Here is a 26,203-nt window from a genome sequence, read left to right as displayed (position 1 = left end):
TTACTGTTTTTTAACATTAGTAGTAATGATCTGCTGGAAAGCCTCAATAATATTGTTCCAGTTGGTCTGGTAATTCGGAATAATCATACTGGCATCCGTTTTACTGCCTTCATTAGGACCTTTCTTGATATTGATGGAAGTGGAAATATTGTCGTACAATTTTTTACGGTCTTCCTGTATTCTTCTGAAATTATTCTGAGAAAGAACCTGATCCAGTTTTTTTAAATCTTCATCAGAAATTTTAAAATCCTGTTTGTATTTCTTTCCCTGTCCTTCAAAAGAGTAGTGTACAGTATTCCCTTTTATAAGCAGGTTTTCATAAACTGGAGCATAGCCACCGCTTTTCGAATAGCTGATATCAAAATCCGAATATATCTTTTGGCTGTTGCATGAAACTAATACTATGATTGCGAATAAGATTCCAAGTATTTTGTTCATAATTTTTAATTTACTTTAATTATTTGAGTCCTTTTGTTCTAATTTTTTAGCTTTAAGTTCTTCATCATAACTGTGTAATACATTGAAGTCTTCTGTCTGCTCAATGGCAGTCATAATCTTCAATAAAATTTCCGGTGCTTTTTCATTATCATAATCAATATCCAGAGGAGCTTTGAATTCCATCGTAGGTTTTACACCGGTTACCTTTACGCGGAGTCCTTTTTTATCAAAAGCTCTTCTGAAGCCATTTATTTTGATTGGAATCACAATGGGGCGTTGGTTTTTTACCAGTTTGGCAGTTCCTCTTCGTCCCTGTGCAAAAGCCGATGTAGTTCCTTGAGGGAAAGTAGCTACCCAGCCATTGTCCAATGCTTTCATAATATTATCTACCTCACTCATGTCTACCATTCTGTTGACATTTTTACCTTCAGCTCTCCATGTTCTTTTTACCGTTACAGCGCCTGCAATTTTGAATATCTTGGGAAGAATACCTTTGTTCATGGTTTCTTCAGCCGCTACATAGTAAAAATCAATCTTTGGATTCAGTAGATAGATCGGGTTTTTTATCGTATTTAAATATCCGTTATTTACAGCACAGAAGGCATGATACATGGCCGCCACATCTGCAAAATAGGTCTGATGGTTGGATACAAAAAGTACGTTAGAGTCCGGAAGATCCACAAGGTGTTCTGTACCGGTTATTTTTAACTTATTAAAGCCGTTGAATCTTCTGTATGATACAACTCCTAAAATAAAAATAATAAACCTTTTCAAAAAATAAGGTGTTCCGAATGCATCGGTGAAAATATTTTTCTTCGCCATCTCTCAATTAAACACGGTAGTGCAAAGTTACATTTTTTTCAGCAACTGACTGAATTCACTTAATATCATCGCTGTAGCACCCCAGATAATGTATCCGTTGAAATTAATCACCGGAACGTCATGTCCGCCAGCACTGGGTAAAGCCATAATTTCCGGGGTATCCGACAGGTTTAAAAAGGAAGTGATAGGAAATTCTATTGTTTCCACAGCTTCCGTCTGCTGAAGAACAAAGGCCGGGTTCTTTTTTGTATAAGAAATGTAGGGATATACATAGAAATTGCTTGGCGGAATATAAATAGGAGACATTTCTCGGATAATCCTTACATAATGTTTATCTATTCCGATTTCTTCAGAGGTTTCCCGAACCGCTGTTTCAGCAAAATCACTGTCCATCTCCTCACGCTTTCCTCCAGGCAGGGATATCTGCCCGCTGTGTCTGTCGTGTTCATTAATGGTTCTTTGAATCAAGGGAAAATACCACTCGTTGTCTTTCAGATATAAAACAATATTGACAGCTGCAAATTTGGGATTTTTTGACAATACTTCATCATAAGTGAAAACGGGACGGTAGGGAGGCGAGAATACTCCATGTGCGTGTTCACCGGGAAGTTCCACGCTTTTTATTTTTCTCAATAAATCTTTTCCAAAATTTTCCATAGCTCAAATTTAGCAATATATCTTGAAGAAATAAATGCCTTAACATTAATTAACCTATGAGAAAGACGGCATTGTAAGCGGAAATCTTTGCTTCTTAAACCCAATGATATATCGTTAATGATAAAACAGAACATATTTCAACTTTTAAATGTTAATTTTTAATTCAAAATTGATTTTTGGTTGTGTAAATAAATTTGAGCAATAGTTCTGCCCAAAGCTTAAAACCCTGTACTGTGATGTTTTAAAAATGTAAAATCCCGGATTTATTCAGAAAAAATCATCATTGAAGAAAAATTAATATTCACCACTAATGGATTTTATTGAAAATCAACAAGTTGTGATGGGGTTTTTCCGTAACGGTAAATAATGACCTGCCGAACTGGAAACCGTGATTTTCAAAATTTACACTTTGATGGTGGTTTTTCATTTTGTCGGGGAACCTACCTTTGCCTTACTATTAACCAATTAATTTTTACTAAGATGAAAAATTTACTTACAGGTGTACTTACACTATTCGCAATGAGTTTCGGATTCGCACAATTCAATATTGATGTGACTACTCAAACAGGAAACTTAAATGTTGCTACAGTAGACCAGACAGGTCTTTTGAACATTAATTCTCTAACACAAACAGGGAATCGTAATATGGCAGATATTGACCAGGTAGGAATTTTAAATGTCAATAATGCACAAAGTATCGGAAACAGAAACTCTATAGATGTGGATCAGGTGGGTATTGGAAACTCAAATGAAGTGATGCAGTTAGGAAACAGAAACTCTGCTTCAACATGGCAGCTTGGAGTACTTAACTCTACAGAACAAACTCAGATTGGAAGAAGAAATGAAGCCTCTTCTGTACAGGTTGGATTAGGTAACTCTGTCCTTCAATATCAGGATGGAAGAAGAAATGATGCTTCTGCTATCCAGGTAGGTATTGGTAATGATGCTTATCAAATTCAGCTGGGAAGAAGAAATGATGCCAGTGCCCTTCAGATAGGTACTAATAATGTTCTTGTTCAGTATCAGGATGGTAATGATAACAGTGCTACTCATGCTCAAGCCGGAACAGGTAATATTGCCGCTTCAGTTCAGGTAGGAGATGATAACACCTCTGTAGGATTACAGGTAGGTAATGCCAACCAGCTTTATCAATTCCAGATAGGAGATTCTAACACTGCTATTGACCTTCAGATGGGTAACGGTAACTTTACCTGGGTAGCACAAAGCGGAGATGGCCATATCCATGTTGGAACTCAGATGGGTAATGGAAACTCAATGATTGTGAATCAGTCGAATTAAGCCCTATAACAAAATACTGTAAATCTTAGAAATTGTAAAGGAGAAACTGCAGTGTTTCTCCTTTTTCACCTTCGATTTTCTCCGGTTTGTTATTCATGTAATTTTAATAAAATGGGCTATGTTTAACTTGAGATGGAGTGTTTTGGCTCTTTTCACCATGTTGCCACTACATGCACAGGAAATAGACTGGGATAAGGTAAACAGTACTACAATCTTTAATCTTATAGCCAGACAGCAGACTGATCAGAGTTCTTATGGATCCTATATCATTCAGATAGGAGATTATAACAATGCCGAACTTTCCCTTAACGCCCGAACGAATATTTTAGTAAAACAGCTGGGAGATTTCAATACCCTATATTTTATCAATTCATTTACAGATAAAGAAACAAAAGCTGCCATTACTGCACAGGGAAACAATAATATTACTGATGTTACAGGAAGCAACAGTATTTCGGATGGAATTCAGATTAATGTAAAGGGAGATAATAAAACAGTCTTCATGAGAAATTATTAAAACACAGATGATGAAACTTTTATATTCCCTTAGCTTGGGTACTTTTTTTAGCTTCCTGTCTGTATGGACATATGGGCAGGAAGATAAGAAAGTAAACGCCAGGATAGAGAGCAGTCTCCTTGAAAACCAGGTCAGGTTAAAAGCAGTTGTAGTTAATAACACTGCAATGTATAAAGAACTGAATTACCTTTTGGTTTCTATTAAAAAAGGAAATGGTGGAAATCTCTCCAACAACCAGCAGAGTGGTAAATTTTCCGTCAATCCCAATGAAGTAAAGGTATTATCGGAAATCAATGTGAATCTAGAATCAAAAGATGCTCTTAAAGCCTTCCTTTATATCAGGGATGAAGAAACCCAGAAGCTGATTGCCAAAGACAGTCTGGAACTGAACAGCGACCTTTTTAAAAAAAAAACAGCTAAGATAGAAGAAGATGCTGCTTACGAGCTCAGAGGACTTACTATTGATGAGACGAAAACCAAGGTGGGAAAAGACTTTTATGACATGTTTTACATGCAGTACAGCCAGCTTCCTGATAAGAGCAGTAGTGTTATTACTATTACAGAGCTCCCTCTTCGTGGAACAAGCGGCCAGATTACTATTCAGATGGAAGATAAAATTATTTACAGTTTTATGACCAATCCGGCAGAAGATTATTTAAAAGAACAGTTGAGCTACAGCTTAAAATATATCAAAGAATTTAATGCCAAGAAAAATCTTATAAAAAATGAATTCATCTATTAAAAATGTCCGCCATGAAAACCTTTATCATTATTTTGACCTTTATTGCGGGTATTTTCTACGGAAAATCTCAGCAGCTCGTCTATAAGCCGGTAAATCCAGCTTTTGGAGGAGATACCTTCAATTACCAGTGGCTTTTAAGCTCTGCTAATGCACAAAACCCATTTGATGAAAAAAATGATTACAGCAATTTGCTGGATCGTGTGAATTCCCTTGATAGTTTTACCCAGAGTCTTAACAGACAGATCCTTAGTGAGCTTTCAAGAAAACTGTTTGATGAACAGTTTGGTGATGGAAACATAAAACCCGGAAATTATCTCTTCGGATCCCTTTATCTACAAATTACCAATACTAATCAGGGACTTTTAATCAATATTTTGGATACCAGTAATGGCGATCAGTCCGAGATCGTAATTCCGAAATAGGAAATAACTAAAAATAAACTTACCATGACAACCTACACTTATACCAGAATCTTTTTCTGCACCTTCCTGCTATGCATTCTGCAGGCCTGTAGTTCAATATTTGGTTTACCTTCGGATCCCGAAAAACCAACAATGGGAGAGGTTACTTCTTCTACCGCAGAATTAAAAAATCTTCCGCTTCCCAAAGAGAAGATTGTAATAGGAGTCTACAAATTCAGAGACCAGACCGGCCAGTATAAACCATCTGAAAATGGAAATAACTGGAGTACGGCAGTTCCTCAGGGAACCACTACCATTCTCATAAAAGCCTTAGAAGACAGCCGCTGGTTTATCCCTATTGAAAGGGAAAATATCGCCAATCTTCTCAATGAAAGACAGATCATCCGTTCCACCAGACAGGAATATATCAAGGATGCAGACAAAAACAATCAATCACTTCCTCCTCTTTTATACGCTGGGATTCTTCTCGAAGGCGGCGTTATTTCTTATGACAGCAATATTCTGACCGGAGGACTTGGAGCAAGATATTTCGGTATCGGAGCTTCCACACAGTATCGCCAGGACAGAATTACCATCTATCTTCGCGCTGTCTCTACGCTGAACGGAGAAATTCTTAAAACGGTTTATACTTCTAAAACCATTCTCTCAACCAGTGTTAACGGAAGTTTTTTCAGATATATTGATACGGAAAGACTATTGGAGGCTGAAGTAGGGCTTACTCAGAATGAACCCGTTCAGCTCGCTGTAACAGAAGCTATCGAAAAAGCTGTAAAAGCCCTCATTGTAGAAGGAATCAGAGATAAAATATGGGGGAAAGCAATAGATGACAATGGCGGTTATCAAAGTTTAATCAATGAATACAACAGAGAGCAGGAGCAAAATAATGACCGGGTGGTTGGAGGCAGATATCCACAGGATTACAGACAGAAAGTATCCGTATTTGCCAATGTGGAAGGACAGAAAGTTAAAGATGACTATGTAAGTTCTAAAATGAATGTGGGAGGAAAAATAGGATTCAAATACTTCCTTACTCCCTATCTTAATATGGAACTGAATGCAAGCTATTTTACGCTTGAAAACTCAAATATTGTGAAAAGAAATTACTTCGGTCCTGAAGTGAATCTGGAATACATACTTTTCCCGAAATACAGATTCAGTCCCTTCTTATATGGAGGAGCAGGAGCGATGTATTCAAAATATAAACCCCAATACAAAGCACAATTCGGTGGTGGGCTGGAATATATGATCAGCAAGAATTTCTCACTGAGAGCCTCTGCCCAATATGACCTTGGCTTCAAAGACGACTGGGAAGGCCTTGTAAATGGGAAAAGAAAAGATCAGGCTTTGCGCTTTGGAATAGGAATCAACTTTTACTTCGGAAACAAATAAAAACACGAACTATGAAAACTATAATTAAAATATTCAGCATATTCATCTTTGCTTTTTGTCTGTTTTCATGTAATGAAGACCTTGTAGAACAGGCTCAAACAGGAATGTTAAAAGGAAAAGTCGTAAAAAGAGGCAGTAATGTGCCGCTTTCTAATGTGAAGATATTTACGAATCCTACGACACAAACGGTGTTCAGCGGTACAGATGGTTCATTTGAAATCGCTGCCATGCCGGTAGGGAATTATTCTCTAAAAGCAGAACTTTCAGGATATATTACAAGCTTTCAGTCAGTCAATATACAAAATCAAAATCAGGTAGTAACGGTAGTTTTTGAGATGGATGATGATACTTCATTAAATTCTCCTCCCGCTACACCGCAGTTGCTAAGTCCGATAGATAACGCAGTAAATCAGCCTTTGAGCGTCGAATTAACCTGGAGCGCAACAGATCCCGATACAGCAGATGTATTAAGATACAGTCTGACAATTAAAAATAATCTTGACACTAATGTGATTCAGGTTAATGATTTGACAGCAAACCACTATACGCTTTCAAATCTGAAGTTTGGTGTAAGTTACTTCTGGCAGGTGTCTGTTTCGGACGGCATTCACCAGCCAGTTTTAAGCTCTATCAGTAAATTCACCACCAATACAGTGCCCGCTAACAGATATCACTATACTCAAAAACAAAATGGAAACTTTGTGATCATTTCCAGTGATGACCAGGGAAATAATTTCCAGTTTACCAGTTCTTCCTATAACAGCTGGCGACCCCGCAAAAACAATAATGCAGGTCTTATTGCATTCCTTCGTACAGAAGGTGGAAGCACCCATATTTATACCGCAAATCCGGATGGATCCAATCCTTTTAAAGTAACTACAGTTGCTGTTGCAGGCTTTAATAATTATGAAATGGATTTTGCATGGAGTACAAACGGTAAGGAACTTATTTATTCCAACTTTAATAAACTCTATAGAATTAATAAGGATGGAAGCGGCTTGAGCTTAGTATACACCACTCCGGACGGAAGTATGATCTCCGAATGTGACTGGAGCTACGACGGTAGTAAAATAGCATTGAAAACCAATGATTATAACGGATATAATACTAAAATTTATGTGATAGACATTAACGGAAGCGTTCTTAAAACGGTATTGTCAGGTACTGTAGGTGCCAGTGGAGGTTTGAACTTTTCTGTAGATGGACAGCTTCTTCTGTTTACCCGTGATGTCTCAGGATACCTGGACGGAAGTGGAAATTACCGTCAGCTGGATTCACATATCTTTGTCTATAATCTTGTTACAGATGCCGTGAGTGATATTTCTGCAGAAAGCGAAAAAGTAATGGGAACCAATGATCTCGATCCAAGATTCTCACCAAACAATGCCCAGATTATCTTCATGAATACCTCCAATGATAATATTTCGCAGAAAAATGTAATGGTCATTGACCTCAATAGTACGATGACGGATCTTACAAGGGCAACACTTTTCAGCAATGGAGAAATGCCGGATTATGAATAAGATATAGCGTTTAATGTTCAAAGTTCAATGTTTAAAGTTCAAAGTCCAAGGTTTTAGTTGTAAAGTGAGGTGAGAGATACAATCTGTACCCATTAGAGATCAATTGAGAAGTAATTACATACGTTTTTCATTGTTAAGTCTATTATTTCTCTGCCTCACTTTTTTACTGATGGGCTTTGATTATAGATAATAATAAAATTTCCCTCTGAAGGAAAATTGAAATTAAAATCAGAGGCAAAAAAAATTCCAGACTTTGCAAAGCCTGGAATTTTTGTGTGATTCATGGAAGTCTTTCAGTCGATGATGTGATTTTCTATCGCATATTTTACAATTCCGACTGAGTTTTTCGCATTGAGTTTCAAAAGAATTCTTTTTCGGTGTGTTTCTACCGTATTGATACTAATAAATAATTTTTCAGAGATATCTTTACTGCTGCATCCGTCACAGATGAGTTTGAGAATTTCCATTTCGCGACGGGTGAGAGGTTCTTTGATGTGAGGATTGGGTTTTCCCTGTTCACTGCTGATAAAATTGATCATTCTTTCCTTGGCATGGTCACAGATATAGATCTCATTAAGAAGTAAAACATTGATGGATTTAAGAAACTCATCATAGGTGCAGTTTTTATCCAGATAAGCTTTAATACCTTTGTTGAAGAGCTTTCGGATATCAATCACATCATAAGAGCTTCCAATAATCGTAATCTTGGTATTTTTATGTTGTGTAATAATACTTTCCACCAACTTGCAGATTTCCGTAAGCATGAGCATGTTGGAGCTCATAACAAGCATTTCCGGAGGTTCTTCTTTTAAATGTTTGGAGAGGTTTTCTAAAGAATTACAAATATCTATTGTGCTGAAAATTTTGCTTTGTGTAAGCAGTCTTGATAAGCCTTCTGTATAGAGCATGGGTTCATCAAAAATGGTCAATCTTGGTTTCATCATGGTCTGTTTTATTTATATAAAAATAGGAAAAAAACTTTACATTTTGAATAAAATTGTTAAAAATTTTCAATTTATTGTGTTTTTATTAATAGTAAAATGTTATTTTTATTGATTTTTTACTAAATAATTCTCTTTTTGTGGAGTTTTTTAGAGTTATTTCTGTTAAAACATAGTGTTCATCATTGTTTTGAATGATAATATTAATGGTTTGTGGATTTAACTAACATCACGGGGATATGCTTTACCGGAAAATTAACTGAATTGGCAATGAAACAATATTCATTCGCTTTATGATGAAGCTGTTCTGCTTTTTCTACCATAGATTCTTCTGCAACAGTTACCATTGGGTGCAAAGTTACCTCTGTAAAATGACCACTTCCATTGGCTGTTTCTGCCATGATACCTGTTGCTTCATCAGTATACTCTGTAACAATAATACCTGCCTCAGAACAGAAATGAAGATACCAAAGCATATGACAGGAAGAAAGGGAGGATAAAAACATCTCTTCAGGATTATGCTTTGTCTTGTCGCCACGGAAAGCAGGATCTGATGAACCTTCGATAACAGCTTTATTTTCTGCTGAAATGGTATGGTTTCTTTCGTAGTCTCTATAACCGCTGGTTCCTGTTCCCTGGTTTCCTGTCCATTGAACGGTGATTTTGTAATGGTGATTTTTCATAGATAAAAGATAAAAGATAAAAGATGTTGCTGTTAAAATTCAATAGGGGTGGGCTTTAGCCCGGCCCACATAAACAAAAAACATCCATTGGCTTTAGCCAAAATTTAACAAGAAAAGATAATAAAAAAAACCTCCAGTACAACTGAAGGTTTTAAATTTTGTCTTAATTAGAAAATTCTATCAATTCTTCTTTTTTGGAATTGTAGATTTTATATTCTAAATATTTAAAAGAATCCCTTGGAACAATGGTTACCCATTTTTTGTATTTGATAAACCATTTCATCTGGATACTTTTGATGCCTTTTGTAAGGTAGGCTTCCACAAATGGGTGTACATGCAGGTAGATTTTTCCTTTTTCTTTCTGCAGAATGTTTCTTAAGGTTTCACCCATTCTTTCCACGATAACAATAGGAGCTACAATTTCTCCGTCTTTGTTCGGGTTTTCTTCTTTGGTGTCGATCTGTTTTTCCGGACGGTTTCTTTGTCTGGTGATCTGGATCAGCCCAAATTTACTTGGAGGAAGGATTTTGTGGCGGGCTTTATCGCGCTTCATTTCCTCTTTAAGATGCTCGTAGAGATCTCTTCGGTGATCAGAATTGGGCATATCTATGAAATCGATAACGATGATTCCTCCCATATCGCGGAGGCGAAGTTGTCTTGCGATTTCAGTAGCGGCCATTTTGTTCACTCTTAGCGCATGTTCTTTGTTGACAGCAGTTCCGGTAGTAATATTGTTTCCGGAGTTGACGTCCACAACGTGAAGTGCTTCTGTGTGTTCAATAACAAGATAGGCTCCTTTAGAACTTGGAATGTTTACGTGTTTTCCGAAGCTCTGTTTAAGCTGTTTTTCAACATTGTAATATTCCAGAAGAGGAATATGAGAATCATAAAACTGGACAATATTTTTCTTTTCAGGAGCAATTACTTCTACGTAATTTTTCATTTCGTTTACCATTTGCTCATCATCGCAGATGATATTCACGAAATCCTGATTAAAATTGTCTCTTAAAATAGCTGAAGCTTTGTCTTCTTCGCTTAAAACTTTAGACGGAACTTTATTTCTCTGGATGTTTTTGAAAGTGCTTTCCCATTTCTGAACCAGCTGGTTCATGTCATTATGAAGGTCGGCTACTTTTTTTCCTTCCGCTACCGTTCTGATAATAACTCCGAATCCTTCAGGCTTAATGCTGTCGATAAGGGTTCTCAGTCTTTCTTTTTCCTCAGAACTTCTGATCTTTTTGGAAATAGAAACTTTGTTGTCGAAAGGAATTAAAACCAGAAAACGTCCTGTTAATGAAATCTGGGTAGAAATTCTTGGACCTTTGGTAGAAATAGGTTCTTTGGTAATTTGTAATAAAACCAGGTCATCCTTGGCAATTACTTTGTCTATAGTTCCGTTTTTGTCTATTTCGGGTTGTATCTCGAAATTCTTTAAGCTCGAAGTGCTTTGTTTTTTAGAAATAGTATCTTTTAAAAACTTTCTGTACGTAAGATACTGAGGTCCCAGATCCTGATAATGCAGAAATGCATCTTTGTCATATCCGATATTGACGAATGCTGCATTCAGATTGGGGGCTAGTTTTTTTACTTTTCCTATAAACAGATCTCCAACTATAAAATCGCTTTTGTCTTCTTGCTCATGAAGTTCACATAGTCTTCCGTCTTCCAGCAGCGCAATCTTTGTAAGATCATCTTCATGCGAAACTATTAGTTCTTTCTTCATTTTTTAATAAGATAAAATTGTTAAGATTATAGGAAGTGGATGTTTTTACTGATTAATTCATCTATTAAATATAAGGATTTTGAATGAAAACCATTATATGTTTATTAAAATAATATTTGAAACCCTCCGTTTTCCGCGGAATCTTATAGTTGCAAACAAAAATATAGTTAGTGAACTTTAGAAATTTAAATCCACCAACTATATTATTATATTGTAAATCTCGAGAAAAAGAGATTATTTTTTCTTATGTCTGTTTGCTCTTCTTCTTTTCTTTCTTTTGTGAGTAGCAACCTTGTGTCTTTTTCTTTTCTTTCCGCTTGGCATAATTTTAATTTTTTAGTAACTAGTTAATATTCAGTTAATGTTCTTATTTTACTGCAACTTTAGTTTTTACTTTCTCAACAAAAGATTTTGAAGGTTTGAAAGCAGGAATGTTATGAGCAGGAATCTCAATTGCAGTGTTTTTAGAAATATTTCTTCCTGTTTTAGCAGCTCTTGTTTTAATGATAAAAGATCCAAAACCTCTTAGATAAACGTTATCCCCATTATACATAGAAGTTCTGATCTCCTGCATAAAAGCTTCTACAACTTTCTGTGTTTCATTCTTTTCTGTTCCCAACTTATTTGAGATGGTGTTTACCAATTCTGCCTTTGTCATTTCCTTATTTTAATTTTAAATTTTAGGTGTGCAAATTTAGTTAAAAAAATTGAATACTAGCAAATTAGTGGCAAAATATTTTTATTCAAAGAGTTGGACTTTTTATGTATACACTATATTAAGGCAGGCTTGTGATAATTTAACAATAAAATAATGTTACCGGATAAAGGTACAAAAATTTGACGAACAAAACTTAATAAAAGCTGATTATAACAGGTTCTGCAGGGTTTTCATGTCTTAACCGTTAACTTTTGAGATCACCTTATCTGTCCTATAAATTATCCAAAATTGAAATTTTTAAGGGAAATCAGAATTTTTTATAAACTGGAATTATAATATCCGTTTTCTACACAGAAACGGATAAGGTGAAGCTTGGTTTTTAGCCCCAGCTTTTCTGTAAGTCTGTTAATGTAAGTATCAATTGTTCTGGTACTCAGATTAAGTTTTTCAGCAATTTCTTTATTGCTGAACCCTTCATAACAGAACCTCATAAGCTGTATCTCCGCCGGTGAAAGCTCTTCCTGTCCTTTCTTCTGTCTGTCCATATATTCCTGAACGGCAAGTGGCTGCTGCTCCCATTCTTTGGAATACGCCTGATAGTCGAAGTCTTCAGAGGCTATGCTTCCTTTAATAATATCTTTTATAATCGTACTTTTTTTCTGACAATAATAGATGTTGGGAATTTTGGAAAGGATTTCGGCCATATCTTCCTGATAAGTACCGGAATAGGTAATGATAGGAGTTTCTGTATTGTTTTTCCTGATGTATTTGATGGCTTCAATTCCACTTAATACCGGCATGAAGAGTTCTATGATGAAAACATCTTCCTGTCTTCTGTAGATTCTGTTTACCAGCTCATGTCCATTGTTACAATCATTCAGAAGCATATAGAAAGGGTTTTCCATAAGGGTTTTGATCATTATTTTTTTAAAATAAAAATCACTGTCTGCAATGGAAAAACGTACGGTATTAGATAATATTTTACTCATTCTTAATATCGATTTGGCGAATGATATTTAAAATTTAGAGGTCTAATTTATGAAAAACTTATCAAAGTGAAAATTAATATTAATTTAATCAGGGTTTTCACGAAACAGGCTTGGGGAAATTACGTATTGTGCATAAAAATTTTTTTTTATATTTTCACAGGCCAAACAAATCGCAAATTATGTCTTCTAACAGGGAAAAAAAATTAAACAAATCTGACGTCAGAACGGGCATTTGGAAGTTTATTCTGTCATTTGTCGTTTTGTCGGTTGTATCTTTTGCTTGCTTATTTCTCTTCTTTAAGAGTTATGATATACAGCGGGAGGGGATTAGCCGCGAAGCTGAAGCCTATAAAGAACTGATGCTTCGAAGTGACGTGCTTAAGGATCACATTGATGATATTTACGACAAAATGAACCAGCTTAGCATTAATAAGGTGGAGAATGAGGTGTTTCTCAGAACCAGTATTATGGATAATGTGAGAGATGCCAAAAATATTATGGGTAAAGACAGCGTGCAGAGCTTTAAACATTATGCTGTACTGATGAAGCAGATTGTACCGATGATGACTTTAAAAGCTAAGATCATTGAAGTGGAATATCAGAAGAAAACGGTTTTGAGAGATCTTGATGAGTGTATGGGAAAAATCAAAGTGACTAATAATGAGCTGAGAAAAGATCCCACAAGAAATTTCACCGGAAGTAAAAGAAGAAGATAAAAAGAAAAGATATGCAAGGACAAATCACATTATCTAAGAAAGAAAGGCATTATCAGTTTTTTTATTTAATACTGATGCTGGTGACTGCAATGTTATTTTTGGGTGTCATCTTTTTAAAAGGATTTGAATCTCCCTTTTCTGATGAAGATGTAAGAGGAATTCAGAATCTTGAACAGAAAGCCGAATTTGAACAGCATCAGAAAGTTGTTCTTCCTATCATGGACAGTACGTATACCATGATTACCAAGCTGACCAATGACGGGCCGCAGCCTTTTATCGAAAATAATATTCAGCTGGGGGTGAATGACCTTAACAGCTATTTTAATAACACGGACGTTGTGGATATCCGTAAAGATGCCTATCCGCAGATCGCCAAATTCTATAAAATGTACTTTGATGACAAAAAAGTCATTTCAACAACCTCTGAAGACATTAAAATTTTCCAGAAGCAGGTAGATGAATGCAGAATCGGATTTAAAGATAAGCAGAATAAGCTCTATCAGCGCGAGCAGGATCTGAAAGCAAGAATGCAGTAAGCAAATAAATACTAGGAATTTTATATAAAACACATCACAATTATTAACTATGAATTATTTTCAAAAGAACAAGAAAAACATTATTATCGGTGTTATTGCAACGTTGCTGATCGCGGCACTGGTTGCTCTGTGGTTGCAGAAAAAAGTAATACACTCAGCCGATGATATTGTTGGGGTGGTTTATCCGTCTTCACTGGCGGTAGGAGACACGCTTTTATTCGAAGATAAAACCCAGTTTGCCAAAACCAAAAGATGGAATTTCGGAGATGGGACAACTTCTGATAAAAACAGTGGTATTCACTTCTATAATAAACCAGGATATTATCAGGTGATTTTGATCGTTGACAATAAGTACACGAAATCTTTCCCTGTAATGGTAGGCGCAAGAAGCGTTCAGAAACCAAAAGATACGGCAATGTCTAAGACCACTATCGAAGCCGTTACTCAGGCGATGCAAAATGAAAATGTAACATTCCGTGCCATTTCTGATGCCAAACAGTTTGCATGGAAATTCGGGGAATCCGGAAATACAGATGCTAAGGATAAATTTACCATCTATTCCTATAAAAAACCTGGAGAATATCTTGTAACGCTGTACACAGAGCAAAGCCAGGATCCTATCTATCACCGCATTAAAATTCTTCCGGCTTATGATGCTCTTGCAGAAGATGAAGTTTCAGTAGAAGACTCTTATGCAAAAGTAGACAACGACTTTAAATATCATTTGCAGCAGATTGCTAACGGGAACAGTTTCAACATGCACTACAATTACCTGTTGAAAACCTATCTGTGTAACAATGAAAATACAGTGGTAAAAGTAAATGACAGCAAAGTAAATAACTTTTACATGTATTGTGCAGGACTTCAGTTTGACAAAAATACGGTGATCCAGACAGTAAAAGTAAACCTGGATGATACGCAGAACTGTGTAACTAAAGTAGATATCAATCAAAGCAAATAATTTCGTCCGGTCTTACGGATGTGCCAATCATAAAAAGATTAAATAGGATGAAAAATAAATTTCCTCTAGCAGCATATTATATAGGGTTAACAGTATTATTGACGAGTTGCCAGGTAAAACTGCCGTCAAAGAAAACCCCGGAGCCTTCACAGTATGGGCAGGTGGATGCTTCCCCTGTCGTTAACGGTTATCCAAAAAAGTCAGTTCCATGGATTGTTATTTCAGACAGATCAAGAAATACGGCTTATCTGGATAAAGATGATGAGAAGTCTTACAAAGAAGTAAAATTCCTTGAACCTTTAATGGTTTTAAAACATAGAGACGGAATGGTAAAAGTAGCGGAGTATGTTCCGGATGCTTTAATGAAAAAGGTTTCATCAAAATCAGTCAAAACATATGGCTGGATTCCGGAATCAGACCTTCTTCTTTGGAATAACGCTTTAAAAAGTGACAAAACAGGTTATCCTGTAAGAGTGGCAGTAGTACCCAATAACAGCGAAGTCATCAGAAGTGCTGAAAGATACTACAAAAATGACTCTATTATGGTGTTTAATTCACCGAGTCTTATTGAAACTGCCAATGTGAAAATTCCTAACGGACAAATTGTATATGTATACAAAATGGCCGAAAACAACAAACGTTTCCTGGTAGGTAAAAAACCGTCTGTTGATATGGACAGTATCAGTAAAGGACTTTACGGTTGGGTAAGTTCAAATGTAATTTCCAGCTGGGGAGAACGTTCCGCTATCAAGCTTAAAAATACAACCGGAATTAATGATTCGGCACTGGGAATTCATGAAGGACATCCTGGCGGATCTGCTTCAGATGCAGATAATAAAACAGCCGTTCTTCTTACCGATGTAAACAAAAGAACACCGCTGGAAAATATCTTCCCTGTAAATCTTCCTTTAGAAGAAGCCCCAACTCCTGATTCCAAGACAAAATATTTCACCAATATTTTAGATTACAGTAAGAACTTTGTCTCCAATGTATTGGGTGAACCCATCTATTTTGACCGTTACAGAGAGATCACCGAAAGAGATAAAAATATCAATATTGTTTTTGCATTAGATGTAAGTGCTGCCAATGCACCTTATGCCCCTATCGTAAAATCTTTATTGCAGGATCTTCAGCTTAGATTTGAAAAACCATCCTATTTTAGCAATGTTAAATATGGAGTGGTTCTATACAAAAACAATCCTTGTGGAGAGAATATTTCAGTATCCAACTTAAGTACAGATTACAGCAAAATCACGTCATTTATTGATCAGAAAACAAATGAAATGAACTGCGCAAGTAACAATGGTTACCAGCCGGTAGGAGAGGCTCTTACTGCAGCAGGAAACCTTCTTTCAAATGTTTCTGATGAAACCAATATTGTAGTCACTGTAGGAACTTCTGCCAACCAAAGCGGAAATATGTACAGTGTAATCAGCTCTCTGACACAGGCTCAGGCAAGGTTGATTATGTTCCAGACCAGCGCAAGATCATCCGATACATACAATGATTTTGTATTGATGGCTGAAAATGTAGTGACCAACACGGCTAAAAATATTGCTGAACTTAAAAAACAAAAGATCATCAATCAATATGATGTTCTTACCAAAAATAATTTTAGCCTTGTGGAAGGTGATGCAGGTTTCTTCTCTTTAGCTTATCCTAAACAGAGTATGTCTCAGGGCTTTGTCATTTTCCCTAAAAAAGGAGATATTACCACTCCGGGATTCCTGAAAAAATCTGTTGACAGTCTTATTGCGCAGGTTACTTTAGACAATCAGACGGTTGATAAATCATTGAATGAATATTTCCATTCATCAGTAGGAGCAGGAAGAACAGATGTAGATTTAAAGTATAAATATCTGTATCCAGGTCTTACCAATCCTGTTTCTGCCGGAATTGCCGCTCAGTTGATCAACTATGGAAGTCCATTCCTTGTGAAAGGGTATATTCCAAAAGAGCTGAAAGAGTTTACACCGGGAATAGAAAAAGGAATTCTTATTTCAGAATCGGAATATGATAACTTAAAAGCTTTCTACTCGGAAGTTTACAGAAATACTCAGGCTGACCGTGCAGACTTTAATCAGGCAAGAGCCGTGAAAGAATATGTGAAGCTGTTGAAGAAATATAATCCTACGATAAAATTCTTAGATAAAGGAGCGCTTTATGAGCTGCCAATGTCTTATGCTATCGGAATGAGTACAGGATTTGATCTTTCTGAAGAAGAACTGATGGCTAAATATAAACTGAAAGGTTGGAAAAAATCTAAAATCGTTCCTAGTGAGACGGTGAAAAATTATTTCCAGCACTATAAAAATTTAGCAGACAGAATGCTTGCCAACAGAAATAACCCTGCTGTAAAAATTCAACAGAACGGGCAAACTTTCTACTGGCTTAATGAATACTTTACCCCATCAAGAATTCCGACAGAACAACCGGAGTACACGAAACACTAAGCAATTCATTTTATGATATCAAAAGCAGGAGTATATACTTCTGCTTTTTTTGTGCTGTAAAGTAAGGCAGTATATATTGATTAATTTTAAACCTTGAACATTAAACCTTAAACCTTAAACTTTGAACTTTGAACATTTTCCTCCATTAATTCTCTTTCATGTGGAAAAATATTTTTTATCTAAAAATAGAGATATAATTTAAAATGCTGTATTAATGGTTGTTATAGTGATGTGTGTAAATCCATTGTCGTAGAATTACGACAATAAATCGTAGAACTACTACAATTTTGCAGATTTATAGGGAAAAGTTTTTTTTAGCAGAAAAGAGCCTCTATATTTGCTAACACAATCACCACATCACAAAATATTACTAACGATTAAATTTACTAATCATGGCCGAAAGAAATTCAAGAGGAATCTTAAAATTTAACAACGGGGAAGGGCAAAAGCTGTTAAAAATGAATTACAGCGTTTCCAGATCTACGGACGTTTCAGGACGTGTAGCATCAGATCCTTCTAACGCACTGATCAAGGTTACAGTAGAAGCTACTGAAAAATCAGATATCCTTGAAAGCTTGTTAAACGGTAAGTACAAGCCTACAGTAGGTGAGATCACTTTCAACAAATCTCACGAAGAAGGAACACTGATTACGCTGAACTGGCAGAACGGATATGTAATTCAGCATCAGGTAGATTTCGATGCCATTGACAGCAACAGTATGCTGATCAGCTTCGTCATCAGTGCTGAAACCATTGACTACGGTACTTCTCAATACGCTGGGCTATGGCCATCCAGCTAAAATTTACACACATTATCAACATTCATAAGAAAGAAGACTGTCCCTATTTAAGACGGTCTTTTTTTGCCTGAATGAAAAAACGATACAAAAGATTTTATTTTATAAAAGGCTTATATAGTGCTTGTTATATAAAATAATATTATCTTTAAAACAAACACAAACACAAAGCATATGAAAACTGAATCGAAACCAAAAGGATCTTCCTTCCGTCCGTCACAGAATGCAGACGGAATATCCGAGAATCATCATGCAGGCATCAACCGCCTGGTTAAGTTGTCACTGGTTATAGAGGGTAAAATTATTAAGTACTATAAACATTTCACTCTTAAACAAAAAGCAAATCATCATCACGAATTCAGTCTTACCCTTGCTCACGATGCATTGGGGGACAGGCAGAGCCATACTCTTGAAGAAGCCAATAAATTTCTTGGAAAACGCCTTACAGCTGTTATGTCTTACAAAGATATAGAGAAGAGCCCGGAAAGAAATTTCATTGGAATCATTACCAAAGTAGGTTTCAGCCAGGAGAAAATGAGTCTTGGGAATATTGTCCTCTCTGGATACAGTCCAACCATTTTACTGGATGGTGCTCCACACATTCAAAGCTTTGGCGGCGGACAGCCCGTTAATATGGGAATCATAGCCAAAGAAGTAATAAAACAGGGAATAGATAAAGAACGATTCGATATAAGAGTTGATACCAATGATTATTCTCAGATCATTTACAGCAGCCAATATAACGAAACCCATTACAATTATTTGGCACGAATGGCAGAAGCTTATGGGGAACAATTCTATTACGATGGAGAAGTATTGCACTTCGGAAAACTTCCGCCACAGAATAAACCTATAAAACTGCTCTACGGAAGCAATGCAGATAACATCAGAGTAGAACTGAAAGCGGTACATACAAAACCTCAATATTATGGCTATAACAGCAGTAAAAACGAAAAGCTGACTTCCGGAGAAACTCCGGTAAATCATTTAGGTGATCTCGCCCGTACAGCGTACAGCCATAACGATAAAATATTTAAAACTCCGGCACTTCAGGTTGCTCCTATTAAAGCCACCACCCATCTGGATGTGGAACATTCCCAAAGAAGCACTTCAGGAAGTGAAGCGGTCAATGTATTTTCAGTTTCCGGTTCTACAACGGTTCCTTTCTTACATCCGGGCTGTGTTGCGGATATTCATATGAGAAAACCCGATAGTAATGAAACTTCCTATTTCACCAAGGTGATGGTAACGGAAGCTGTTCATGAAATTGATACCATCGGTCATTATACAGGAACTTTTGAATCTATTGCTGCAGACACGGGATTTCTGCCCAAACCTGAATTCACTGTACCCGCTGCACAGCCACAAATTGCAACAGTAATTTCTAACACGGATCCGGAAGGACAGGGAAGAGTTCAGGTAAGATTCGACTGGCAGATGAATGATACTACTCACTTTGTTAGGGTGATGAGCCCAGATGCAGGAGGAACAGATCAGATCACTCAAAACAGAGGATATGTAGCTATTCCTGAAGTAGGAGATCAGGTGATGGTGAATTTCGTCCATAGTCATCCCGACAGACCTTTTGTAATGGGAGGAATGTTTCATGGAGGAATAGGCCTTGGTGGCGGTGCAGACAACCGTATAAAATCTATCCAAACGAGAAGCGGCCACCGAATTGTTTTCACAGAAGATGAAAGCATCATTATTACAGATAAAAGCGGTAATGAGATTCATCTGGATACAACGGGCAGCAATATTAATATTACAGCACCGGAAACCATGACCCTGAACTGTAAGAATATGAATATTAATGTAGGGGAGAATATGACAACCACGGTGGGGATGAATAAGTTTGATAGTGTTTCAATGAATCATACGGAAAGCGTGGGAATGATGAAAAATCTTTCTGTAGGCGCCAATTTCATGACGAATGTTGTGGGTAGTTTAATGGAATTTGTTAAAGGAAATAGAGAATCCAAAGCAAAAGAAGTAAAAGAAAATTCTAAAAGAAGAGAAATTATTTCTCAGGAGAATAATGATATTCATGCACAAAAGCAGTTTAATAATAATAGTGGTGAAAATTCAAAAATGCATTAAATCATGTCTATTATACGAATTACTGAAGGTGAAAATATTACAGCAATAGAACAAAATTGGACAGTTTTTACTGATCATTTTGAAGCGTATGCAGGAAATAACAGCCATTTTACAGCTAAGAATGGTACTTTTATCGGGGAGCCGAAAAAAGATAAGTCAGAAGAAAAGAAGTATTTTGTAGAAGGATGGTGGAGTTCCGATGCAAATGGAAAAAATAGAATTATAGAAGCGTTTATTGAAGATACTGTTTATTTTAATATTATTACGCAAAGTATTCCAGATATAGATCCCATTACTAAAAAACCATCAGAAATAGCTATTCAACTATATGATGATGATGGGAGTTGGGGAAATAGCCCTGATCCAATAAATGTACGTGAAGTAAAAAAAGATCCTGTAACAGGAAAAGATATAAAAGGAGATTTAATAACTTCAAAAACAGTTACAGGTAATAGGGTAAGTTATTCATTAACTTTAAATAAAGGCCTTGTAAGCTTTATAGAAGAGGATGCAGGAGATGAAATAGAGCTTTATTTTGAGTGTGGGTATAAAAATGAAAGAAATGTTAAACTTCCTGCTTCAAGTGCAAACTATCTTAAAGTTTTTGAAAAAGAAATTAAAATAACGGTTTTGGTAGAATTGCCACATTCGAAAGAAACAGGTTGGGCAGCAAAAGGATTAGGAGGACATACTGCAATGGCAATTGGAGACAGATATTTTGACTACGGACCTGATAATAGACCTGGAACATATTCTGAAAAAGATTATGACGTAGATTTTAATGGTGATGGAGATAAAGATGATGATGTATTATTAAGAAATCCAAGTTTTGAAAATGCTCCAGGAAGACCTTGGTGGGGAAGAATGGTTGCACAAGGAAAAGGAATTCAACCAGAAGACGTAAAGTTGAACGATGTGCTATCATTTGTATTACAGCACTGGTCAATATGTAATGTATACGGAGAGGTGCATAAAATAGAATTTTACGCAAAGGGAAGTCAGAGTGAAAAAATGATAGAATGGTGGGAAGAAAGATATAAACACCTTAAGATTTATAGTGTATGGCCATGGAAAGGAGAACAATGTACAACAGCTGTTAAAACTGCTTTACAGGAAGGTGGATTTTATATTCCAGATGAAACACAAAAACCAAGTGGTATGTTGTCAGATCTAAAAGGAGTTTTAAGTACAACAAAAAATCATTTCTTAGAACGAGCGCATGAAAGCATAATTAAACCTGAAAGTTCTGATTGGAATCCTAATTAATAAAAGTTATGAAACTTAGAATATTTTTTTTAATTGTTATGTTTTTATTTTTTTCTCAATGTAAAAAAAAGCATATGAATAATACAAATAGAATTTATTATAAAACAGAAGAGTTTACATCTTTTGAAAATAATGCCCAGATAAAATATGATGAGGCCAATGCTATATTTTTGGAATATTTAAAAAAAGAACATATAAAATTGACTCCGGTATTTCTTTTTTGTGAAGGAGAAGATTATCTATTTGGTGTAACAACTGATCCCAGCCAGGATAAGATGAACAGATCCTGGAAACTATATAAATTGAAAGTAAACTCGCAATCGGGAAATACAGAACCAATGCAAGGTCAGGTAAAAGAATAATGTAGTAGATAGCGGGCTTTTATATTAATTTACATAAAATTATTATAGTATTGACAATGAGGAAAAACTGATTTATCTAAAAAAAATTATTATGAATATAATAATAATAATAATAATAATAATATTAGCTGGGTTGGGCTTTTTTACTCAATTCCAATCTCAGGAATTACAAGAGACAATGATCCCCAAAATGAGTAATGAATTTGAAAAGATTACCATACAGAACTCTAAGAAAAAAGATGATGACAGATGTATTGAAACCCCAGAAGGAAGAAAAGAAATCTTTTCTGTTTCTAAAGATGGATATGGATTAAGTATTTACTATGAGAATTCTTTTTATAAATCAGATAAATTCTATTATAAAAATGGGTACATAAAAAATAAATCATTGTCATTTAACATGGGCTCTCCCGTAGGAATATTATATTATTTTGATAAATCTGGTAAGCTTATTAAAGAAGAAAACACGGATGAAGGTTACGGCTTCAAACCTTTAGATATTATTGCATACTGTGAAAAGAATAAAATTGATCTGCCTAAAGGCTACCATGATTCTGGTTACCGGGCTAGAGTATTAAAACAGGATTTTGAAGGCAAAAAAGTATGGAGAATTTCTCATCAAATTGCAGGAGACAAAATAGAAGAAATCATTCTGGACAGTAAAACAGGAAAAGAGCTTCAAAAGAAGACAGTGCCATTTTATAACCCATAATTCTATTGAATATAGATAAAGAAAATAAACTAAATAACCTTAAAACATCAATGAACAAAATCACAGATCATCTGAAATATTTGTCCAAACTATCTGCAGTATTCATCCTTAGTATATTTAAAATTTATGCAATTGGAATCATTTCAACAATTATTGTACTTGTCCTGGGAATCTATATCTTATCAGAAAAGCTGGGGCCGTCATTAGGGCACACTGGTGCTGGAGGATTTTTGATAACCACTATTACTGCTCAACCTGTTTCAGCAAGTATTTTCTACCTGTTGATTATTATCGCCCCGTTTTTTACAATAGTTTTTGCCACAAAATATGCAATGTCTGTAGTCATTAGTAAATTGCTTCAGGACCATTCCAAAACAATTGTAAATCCGTTTATAGATAAGGTCATCAGTACATTTAAAGCCAAACAGCCTACGGTAATCCGAACCAGTGCAGACTTTGCTATTGCAAAAGTTAAACTGTTGAATGAATTCAGAAACAGCTCTGAAAACAGAATTTTGAAAAAGATATTAGGCTATGCCTTACATAAAATCAAGTTTGATGAATTGAACCTCGGTGAGGACAATGCAGACTTCTCCGAAATTATCAAAAAGACCTTGATTGAAAAATTATACGAATTAGCAGAGCCATCAGCCATGCTGTTCTATATCTACATAGGGCTTCAATGGTTCAGTCTGGTTTTATTATATTTTTTGAATATTTAAAACAAAAAGAAGGTTTACAACAGTAATTGGTCACAAAATTCTATTATCGGAACTGTCTCTGGAAACAAAAAAATACGGTTATTACTTCTCTAATTGAAGAATTAACTATCTTTATCTCGTTTAGAATAAAATTTTTAATTTTAGCTGCATAAAAAGAACAACTTTTGACTTCCTGATAAAAGGGATAAGAAATACAGATCAATACCATCAAATCTGAAGAACACTAAAACAGAACACAAATATATTAATATAAGAAAATTATAAATGGGAGTACTAGTAACCAACGAAACCGTAAAGCAACTATTTCATATTGCTCAGTCGATAGCGAAGGAAAATTATAATGGAACCTATGGAGGCCCGCATATTCTGCAGGCATTAATGCATAAAGATATCGGACTTAATGAATTCCTGAAAAGTATAGATAAAGATCCCGGCTATTTCTATGAATGGGCAGATGTCCGTATTGAAGAATATCCTAAAACCAATCACCTGCCGGATGAAGTAGGTCAGGATGATGCTATAGATACACTTATAGAAGAAGCAGATGATATCCGTTTAAAATTAGGATTGGATGAGATTACTCCCATCTGTATTCTTACCGCAATTGTAAAACCACAGGTGGTATTTTCACTTCAGCAGCTGAAATCACTTCCGCTGAGAGAACATGAAATTTTCAATCTGTACAGAAAAGATACACCATTTGCCGTTTCAGAAGACGGAGATTTTTCATCATTATTTTCAAATGGTACATCAGACTATTCAGACTCTTCATTTCCTTCCATTAAAAGCTACTGTGTAGACAGAACAGCACAGGCCAGAAAAGGAGAAATTGAAAATATCATCGGCAGAGATAAAGAATTGAGAATGCTGGTGGAAATACTTTGCCGAAGAAGCAAACCGAATGTGATCATCATTGGAGAGCCTGGAGTAGGGAAAACTGCTTTGGTAGAAGGCTTTGCTACTGAAATTATCAAAGGAAATGTTCCTGAAATGCTTAAAAACGGTACCCTTTTAGAACTGGACACTGGTGCCCTGTTAGCAGGAACTTCTTATAAAGGTGAAATTGAAGACCGTCTGAAAAAAGTTATCAATGAATGTAAAAAAATAGAAAAAGCTATTCTTTTCATTGACGAAATTCATACCCTTTTAGATCCGAAAGGAAGCATCGGAAATGTTGCCAATCTTCTGAAACCTGAACTTGCCAGAGGGGAAATTACCGTAATTGGAGCAACTACTCAGGAAGAATATAGAAAAATTATAGAGCCGGAACAGGCTTTCAACCGTCGTTTTGAAGTGTTAACCGTTCATGAACCGGATGAAAAGACTTGCGTAAAAATGATTGACGTACTTCTTGATGGCTATAAAAAACATCATGGTATTGAAGTCGAAAAAACAGCTATTCCCGAATGTGTACGTCTGGCAAAAAGATATGCAAAAGGCAAAAAATTGCCGGATGCAGCTATTGACTTGTTAGACAGAACAATGGCAGCCATCAAAATGCTTGATGAACTCTCAGAAAAAGAACTTAGCAGCTGGAAAGAAAGCTATGATGCTATTTTAACAGAAGAATATGCAGACAGCAAAGATAAAGCGGATGAACTGATCTGGACTTATAACTTACTAAGAGACAAAATAAGCCCAATCCTATGGGGTTCTTTAAGTGAACAGCCTGCGATTGACAATTCTATGCCGGTAGATCAGATTCAGAAAATCATTGAAGATACGTATGCAGAGCTTCTACAGCATGCTGCCAAAAAGAGAGAAAAAGTAGACAGGCTGGAACTGGCAGCAGTAATGGCCGCTAAAACCAATATCCCAATCGGGAAGATCCAGGCTCAGGAAAAAGAAAAACTCCTGAATATGGAATCCCTTCTACTGAACAGAGTGGTAGGACAGGATCATGCATTAAAAATCCTTTCTGATGCTATCGTGGAAAACCGAAGCGGATTGAATAAACCAGGACAGCCAATCGGGTCTTTCTTCCTTCTGGGGCCTACCGGAACCGGTAAAACAGAGCTGGCCAAATCTATGGCGGAACTGCTTTTCAATGATGAAAAGGCAATGGTACGCTTTGATATGTCAGAATTTAAAGAAGAACATTCCGCTGCGTTATTATATGGAGCGCCTCCGGGATATGTAGGATATGAGGAAGGTGGTATGCTGGTGAACAAAATCAGACAACAGCCTTATACCGTTGTATTATTTGATGAAATTGAAAAAGCCCACCATTCTGTTTTTGACGTATTCCTTCAGATTATGGACGAAGGAAAAGTTCATGACAAATTAGGGAAAGAAGGAGATTTCAGTAATGCCCTGATTCTGTTTACCTCCAATATCGGAAGTGAAGAAATTGTAAAACAGTTTGAAGAAGGAAAAATTCCGGAATCATCTTCACTGATGCAGATTATGTCAAACTCCGGACGATTCAGACCTGAGTTTTTGGCAAGAATTACAGAGATTATTCCTTTCGCACCAATCACAGAATCCATTGCAGAAAGAATCTTTAATATTCAGTTGAAATCACTTCATACCTCATTAACGAGATTAGGAATTGCTTTAAAAATTACTGATGATGCCGTAAGAAATCTTGCATTGGGAGGATTCAGCAGCAAATATGGAGCAAGACAGATCTCAGGAGTAATCCGTGCACAGCTTGCTAGGCCAATCTCCAAAATGATTGTTAGAGAAGAAGTAAAATCCGGACAGACCATTCATGCAGACTGGAATAATGAAGAAGAAAAATTAAGCTGGAAAGTAGATTAAGTATAAAGTAAG

General features: G+C 36.0%; 25 protein-coding genes. 17 read left to right on the top strand and 8 right to left on the bottom strand.

Features of this window, described 5'->3' with window-relative positions; translation table 11 throughout:
* Genes JOE44_RS11940 through JOE44_RS11930 form a run of 3 tightly spaced genes read right to left on the bottom strand, consistent with a single transcriptional unit; the run spans nt 1 to nt 1,917 of the window.
* Nucleotides 1-438, bottom strand: a complete 438-nt coding sequence (locus JOE44_RS11940; protein ID WP_105684447.1) for a hypothetical protein — start codon at nt 436-438, stop codon at nt 1-3.
* 15 nt (nt 439-453) lie between these two features.
* Nucleotides 454-1,260 (bottom strand): lysophospholipid acyltransferase family protein, encoded by an 807-nt coding sequence (locus JOE44_RS11935; protein WP_105684446.1) that lies wholly within the window; start codon nt 1,258-1,260, stop codon nt 454-456.
* A 27-nt stretch (nt 1,261-1,287) separates the two neighbouring features.
* Complete coding sequence (locus JOE44_RS11930) at nt 1,288-1,917, bottom strand: CoA pyrophosphatase (RefSeq protein WP_105684445.1); 630 nt, start codon at nt 1,915-1,917, stop codon at nt 1,288-1,290.
* A gap of 480 nt (nt 1,918-2,397) precedes the next feature.
* Here JOE44_RS11930 and JOE44_RS11925 point away from each other — a divergent pair, with 480 nt between their 5' ends.
* The 6 genes from JOE44_RS11925 (at nt 2,398) to JOE44_RS11900 (ending at nt 7,809) form a co-directional block, all read left to right on the top strand.
* The gene (locus JOE44_RS11925; protein ID WP_209785756.1) at nt 2,398-3,216 is read left to right on the top strand and encodes a hypothetical protein; all 819 of its coding nucleotides are present in this window, start codon (nt 2,398-2,400) and stop codon (nt 3,214-3,216) included.
* A gap of 118 nt (nt 3,217-3,334) precedes the next feature.
* Nucleotides 3,335-3,733 carry a hypothetical protein gene (locus tag JOE44_RS11920; protein ID WP_209785755.1) on the top strand — a complete coding sequence of 133 codons (399 nt, stop codon included), beginning with the start codon at nt 3,335-3,337 and terminating at the stop codon, nt 3,731-3,733.
* Between the two features lie 7 nt (nt 3,734-3,740).
* A complete protein-coding gene (locus JOE44_RS11915) occupies nt 3,741-4,475 on the top strand; it encodes a curli production assembly/transport protein CsgE (protein ID WP_245169768.1) in 735 nt (244 codons plus the stop codon).
* 11 nt (nt 4,476-4,486) lie between these two features.
* The gene (locus JOE44_RS11910) at nt 4,487-4,897 is read left to right on the top strand and encodes a curli production assembly/transport component CsgF (RefSeq protein WP_209785754.1); all 411 of its coding nucleotides are present in this window, start codon (nt 4,487-4,489) and stop codon (nt 4,895-4,897) included.
* A gap of 24 nt (nt 4,898-4,921) precedes the next feature.
* Complete coding sequence (locus tag JOE44_RS11905) at nt 4,922-6,286, top strand: CsgG/HfaB family protein (protein ID WP_209785753.1); 1,365 nt, start codon at nt 4,922-4,924, stop codon at nt 6,284-6,286.
* An 11-nt stretch (nt 6,287-6,297) separates the two neighbouring features.
* Nucleotides 6,298-7,809 (top strand): carboxypeptidase-like regulatory domain-containing protein, encoded by a 1,512-nt coding sequence (locus JOE44_RS11900; RefSeq protein ID WP_209785752.1) that lies wholly within the window; start codon nt 6,298-6,300, stop codon nt 7,807-7,809.
* Between the two features lie 293 nt (nt 7,810-8,102).
* Here JOE44_RS11900 and JOE44_RS11895 read toward each other — a convergent pair whose 3' ends face one another.
* The 5 genes from JOE44_RS11895 to JOE44_RS11875 all read right to left on the bottom strand — a co-directional run bounded on the left by JOE44_RS11895 (nt 8,103) and on the right by JOE44_RS11875 (nt 12,803).
* Complete coding sequence (locus JOE44_RS11895) at nt 8,103-8,753, bottom strand: response regulator transcription factor (RefSeq protein WP_245169767.1); 651 nt, start codon at nt 8,751-8,753, stop codon at nt 8,103-8,105.
* Nucleotides 8,754-8,953: 200 nt separating this feature from the next.
* Complete coding sequence (locus JOE44_RS11890; protein ID WP_209785751.1) at nt 8,954-9,433, bottom strand: OsmC family protein; 480 nt, start codon at nt 9,431-9,433, stop codon at nt 8,954-8,956.
* Between the two features lie 163 nt (nt 9,434-9,596).
* On the bottom strand, nt 9,597-11,156 hold the full coding sequence (locus JOE44_RS11885) for a ribonuclease E/G (protein ID WP_105684438.1): 1,560 nt from the start codon (nt 11,154-11,156) through the stop codon (nt 9,597-9,599).
* 367 nt (nt 11,157-11,523) lie between these two features.
* Entirely contained in the window at nt 11,524-11,814 is a 291-nt protein-coding gene (locus JOE44_RS11880) for an HU family DNA-binding protein (protein ID WP_002984212.1), read from the bottom strand.
* A gap of 317 nt (nt 11,815-12,131) precedes the next feature.
* Entirely contained in the window at nt 12,132-12,803 is a 672-nt protein-coding gene (locus JOE44_RS11875) for a response regulator transcription factor (protein ID WP_034697153.1), read from the bottom strand.
* 179 nt (nt 12,804-12,982) lie between these two features.
* On the opposite strand from JOE44_RS11875, the gene tssO reads away from it, so the two are divergent.
* The 11 genes from tssO (at nt 12,983) to JOE44_RS11820 (ending at nt 26,191) form a co-directional block, all read left to right on the top strand.
* Nucleotides 12,983-13,519 (top strand): type VI secretion system TssO, encoded by a 537-nt coding sequence (tssO, locus tag JOE44_RS11870; RefSeq protein WP_105684437.1) that lies wholly within the window; start codon nt 12,983-12,985, stop codon nt 13,517-13,519.
* 11 nt (nt 13,520-13,530) lie between these two features.
* Nucleotides 13,531-14,055 carry a type VI secretion system transmembrane protein TssO gene (locus JOE44_RS11865; protein ID WP_105684436.1) on the top strand — a complete coding sequence of 175 codons (525 nt, stop codon included), beginning with the start codon at nt 13,531-13,533 and terminating at the stop codon, nt 14,053-14,055.
* Nucleotides 14,056-14,104: 49 nt separating this feature from the next.
* Nucleotides 14,105-15,016, top strand: a complete 912-nt coding sequence (locus tag JOE44_RS11860; RefSeq protein ID WP_105684435.1) for a PKD domain-containing protein — start codon at nt 14,105-14,107, stop codon at nt 15,014-15,016.
* A 47-nt stretch (nt 15,017-15,063) separates the two neighbouring features.
* Complete coding sequence (gene tssR, locus JOE44_RS11855; protein ID WP_209785750.1) at nt 15,064-17,469, top strand: type VI secretion system protein TssR domain-containing protein; 2,406 nt, start codon at nt 15,064-15,066, stop codon at nt 17,467-17,469.
* A gap of 392 nt (nt 17,470-17,861) precedes the next feature.
* Nucleotides 17,862-18,269: a type VI secretion system tube protein TssD gene (gene tssD / locus JOE44_RS11850; protein WP_034697144.1), complete on the top strand. Its 408-nt coding sequence runs from the start codon at nt 17,862-17,864 to the stop codon at nt 18,267-18,269.
* Nucleotides 18,270-18,440: 171 nt separating this feature from the next.
* Nucleotides 18,441-20,366: a phage baseplate assembly protein V gene (locus JOE44_RS11845; RefSeq protein ID WP_209785749.1), complete on the top strand. Its 1,926-nt coding sequence runs from the start codon at nt 18,441-18,443 to the stop codon at nt 20,364-20,366.
* Nucleotides 20,367-20,369: 3 nt separating this feature from the next.
* Nucleotides 20,370-21,632: a hypothetical protein gene (locus JOE44_RS11840; protein ID WP_209785748.1), complete on the top strand. Its 1,263-nt coding sequence runs from the start codon at nt 20,370-20,372 to the stop codon at nt 21,630-21,632.
* 74 nt (nt 21,633-21,706) lie between these two features.
* Nucleotides 21,707-21,994 (top strand): hypothetical protein, encoded by a 288-nt coding sequence (locus JOE44_RS11835; RefSeq protein ID WP_209785747.1) that lies wholly within the window; start codon nt 21,707-21,709, stop codon nt 21,992-21,994.
* A 91-nt stretch (nt 21,995-22,085) separates the two neighbouring features.
* Nucleotides 22,086-22,706 (top strand): hypothetical protein, encoded by a 621-nt coding sequence (locus JOE44_RS11830; protein WP_245169766.1) that lies wholly within the window; start codon nt 22,086-22,088, stop codon nt 22,704-22,706.
* Nucleotides 22,707-22,756: 50 nt separating this feature from the next.
* On the top strand, nt 22,757-23,428 hold the full coding sequence (locus JOE44_RS11825) for a hypothetical protein (protein WP_209785746.1): 672 nt from the start codon (nt 22,757-22,759) through the stop codon (nt 23,426-23,428).
* Between the two features lie 264 nt (nt 23,429-23,692).
* Complete coding sequence (locus tag JOE44_RS11820; RefSeq protein WP_209785745.1) at nt 23,693-26,191, top strand: ATP-dependent Clp protease ATP-binding subunit; 2,499 nt, start codon at nt 23,693-23,695, stop codon at nt 26,189-26,191.
* Nucleotides 26,192-26,203 lie beyond the last annotated feature (12 nt).

This window comes from Chryseobacterium sp. PvR013, from assembly GCF_017833095.1.
Classification (GTDB): Bacteria; Bacteroidota; Bacteroidia; order Flavobacteriales; family Weeksellaceae; genus Chryseobacterium; species Chryseobacterium culicis_A.
This window is presented reverse-complemented; position numbering and strand designations above follow the sequence as displayed.

Coding starts and splice junctions, on each gene's coding strand:
- JOE44_RS11835 (WP_209785747.1), top strand. CDS start 21,707: ATGAATAATACAAATAGAATTTATTATAAAACAGAAGAGTTTACATCT.
- JOE44_RS11900 (WP_209785752.1), top strand. CDS start 6,298: ATGAAAACTATAATTAAAATATTCAGCATATTCATCTTTGCTTTTTGT.
- JOE44_RS11885 (WP_105684438.1), bottom strand. CDS start 11,156: ATGAAGAAAGAACTAATAGTTTCGCATGAAGATGATCTTACAAAGATT.
- JOE44_RS11840 (WP_209785748.1), top strand. CDS start 20,370: ATGTCTATTATACGAATTACTGAAGGTGAAAATATTACAGCAATAGAA.
- JOE44_RS11875 (WP_034697153.1), bottom strand. CDS start 12,803: ATGAGTAAAATATTATCTAATACCGTACGTTTTTCCATTGCAGACAGT.
- JOE44_RS11860 (WP_105684435.1), top strand. CDS start 14,105: ATGAATTATTTTCAAAAGAACAAGAAAAACATTATTATCGGTGTTATT.
- tssD (WP_034697144.1), top strand. CDS start 17,862: ATGGCCGAAAGAAATTCAAGAGGAATCTTAAAATTTAACAACGGGGAA.
- JOE44_RS11920 (WP_209785755.1), top strand. CDS start 3,335: ATGTTTAACTTGAGATGGAGTGTTTTGGCTCTTTTCACCATGTTGCCA.
- JOE44_RS11925 (WP_209785756.1), top strand. CDS start 2,398: ATGAAAAATTTACTTACAGGTGTACTTACACTATTCGCAATGAGTTTC.
- tssR (WP_209785750.1), top strand. CDS start 15,064: ATGAAAAATAAATTTCCTCTAGCAGCATATTATATAGGGTTAACAGTA.
- JOE44_RS11820 (WP_209785745.1), top strand. CDS start 23,693: ATGGGAGTACTAGTAACCAACGAAACCGTAAAGCAACTATTTCATATT.
- JOE44_RS11930 (WP_105684445.1), bottom strand. CDS start 1,917: ATGGAAAATTTTGGAAAAGATTTATTGAGAAAAATAAAAAGCGTGGAA.
- JOE44_RS11895 (WP_245169767.1), bottom strand. CDS start 8,753: ATGATGAAACCAAGATTGACCATTTTTGATGAACCCATGCTCTATACA.
- JOE44_RS11880 (WP_002984212.1), bottom strand. CDS start 11,814: ATGACAAAGGCAGAATTGGTAAACACCATCTCAAATAAGTTGGGAACA.
- JOE44_RS11830 (WP_245169766.1), top strand. CDS start 22,086: ATGAATATAATAATAATAATAATAATAATAATATTAGCTGGGTTGGGC.
- JOE44_RS11825 (WP_209785746.1), top strand. CDS start 22,757: ATGAACAAAATCACAGATCATCTGAAATATTTGTCCAAACTATCTGCA.
- JOE44_RS11910 (WP_209785754.1), top strand. CDS start 4,487: ATGAAAACCTTTATCATTATTTTGACCTTTATTGCGGGTATTTTCTAC.
- JOE44_RS11915 (WP_245169768.1), top strand. CDS start 3,741: ATGATGAAACTTTTATATTCCCTTAGCTTGGGTACTTTTTTTAGCTTC.
- JOE44_RS11890 (WP_209785751.1), bottom strand. CDS start 9,433: ATGAAAAATCACCATTACAAAATCACCGTTCAATGGACAGGAAACCAG.
- JOE44_RS11905 (WP_209785753.1), top strand. CDS start 4,922: ATGACAACCTACACTTATACCAGAATCTTTTTCTGCACCTTCCTGCTA.
- JOE44_RS11940 (WP_105684447.1), bottom strand. CDS start 438: ATGAACAAAATACTTGGAATCTTATTCGCAATCATAGTATTAGTTTCA.
- JOE44_RS11845 (WP_209785749.1), top strand. CDS start 18,441: ATGAAAACTGAATCGAAACCAAAAGGATCTTCCTTCCGTCCGTCACAG.
- tssO (WP_105684437.1), top strand. CDS start 12,983: ATGTCTTCTAACAGGGAAAAAAAATTAAACAAATCTGACGTCAGAACG.
- JOE44_RS11935 (WP_105684446.1), bottom strand. CDS start 1,260: ATGGCGAAGAAAAATATTTTCACCGATGCATTCGGAACACCTTATTTT.
- JOE44_RS11865 (WP_105684436.1), top strand. CDS start 13,531: ATGCAAGGACAAATCACATTATCTAAGAAAGAAAGGCATTATCAGTTT.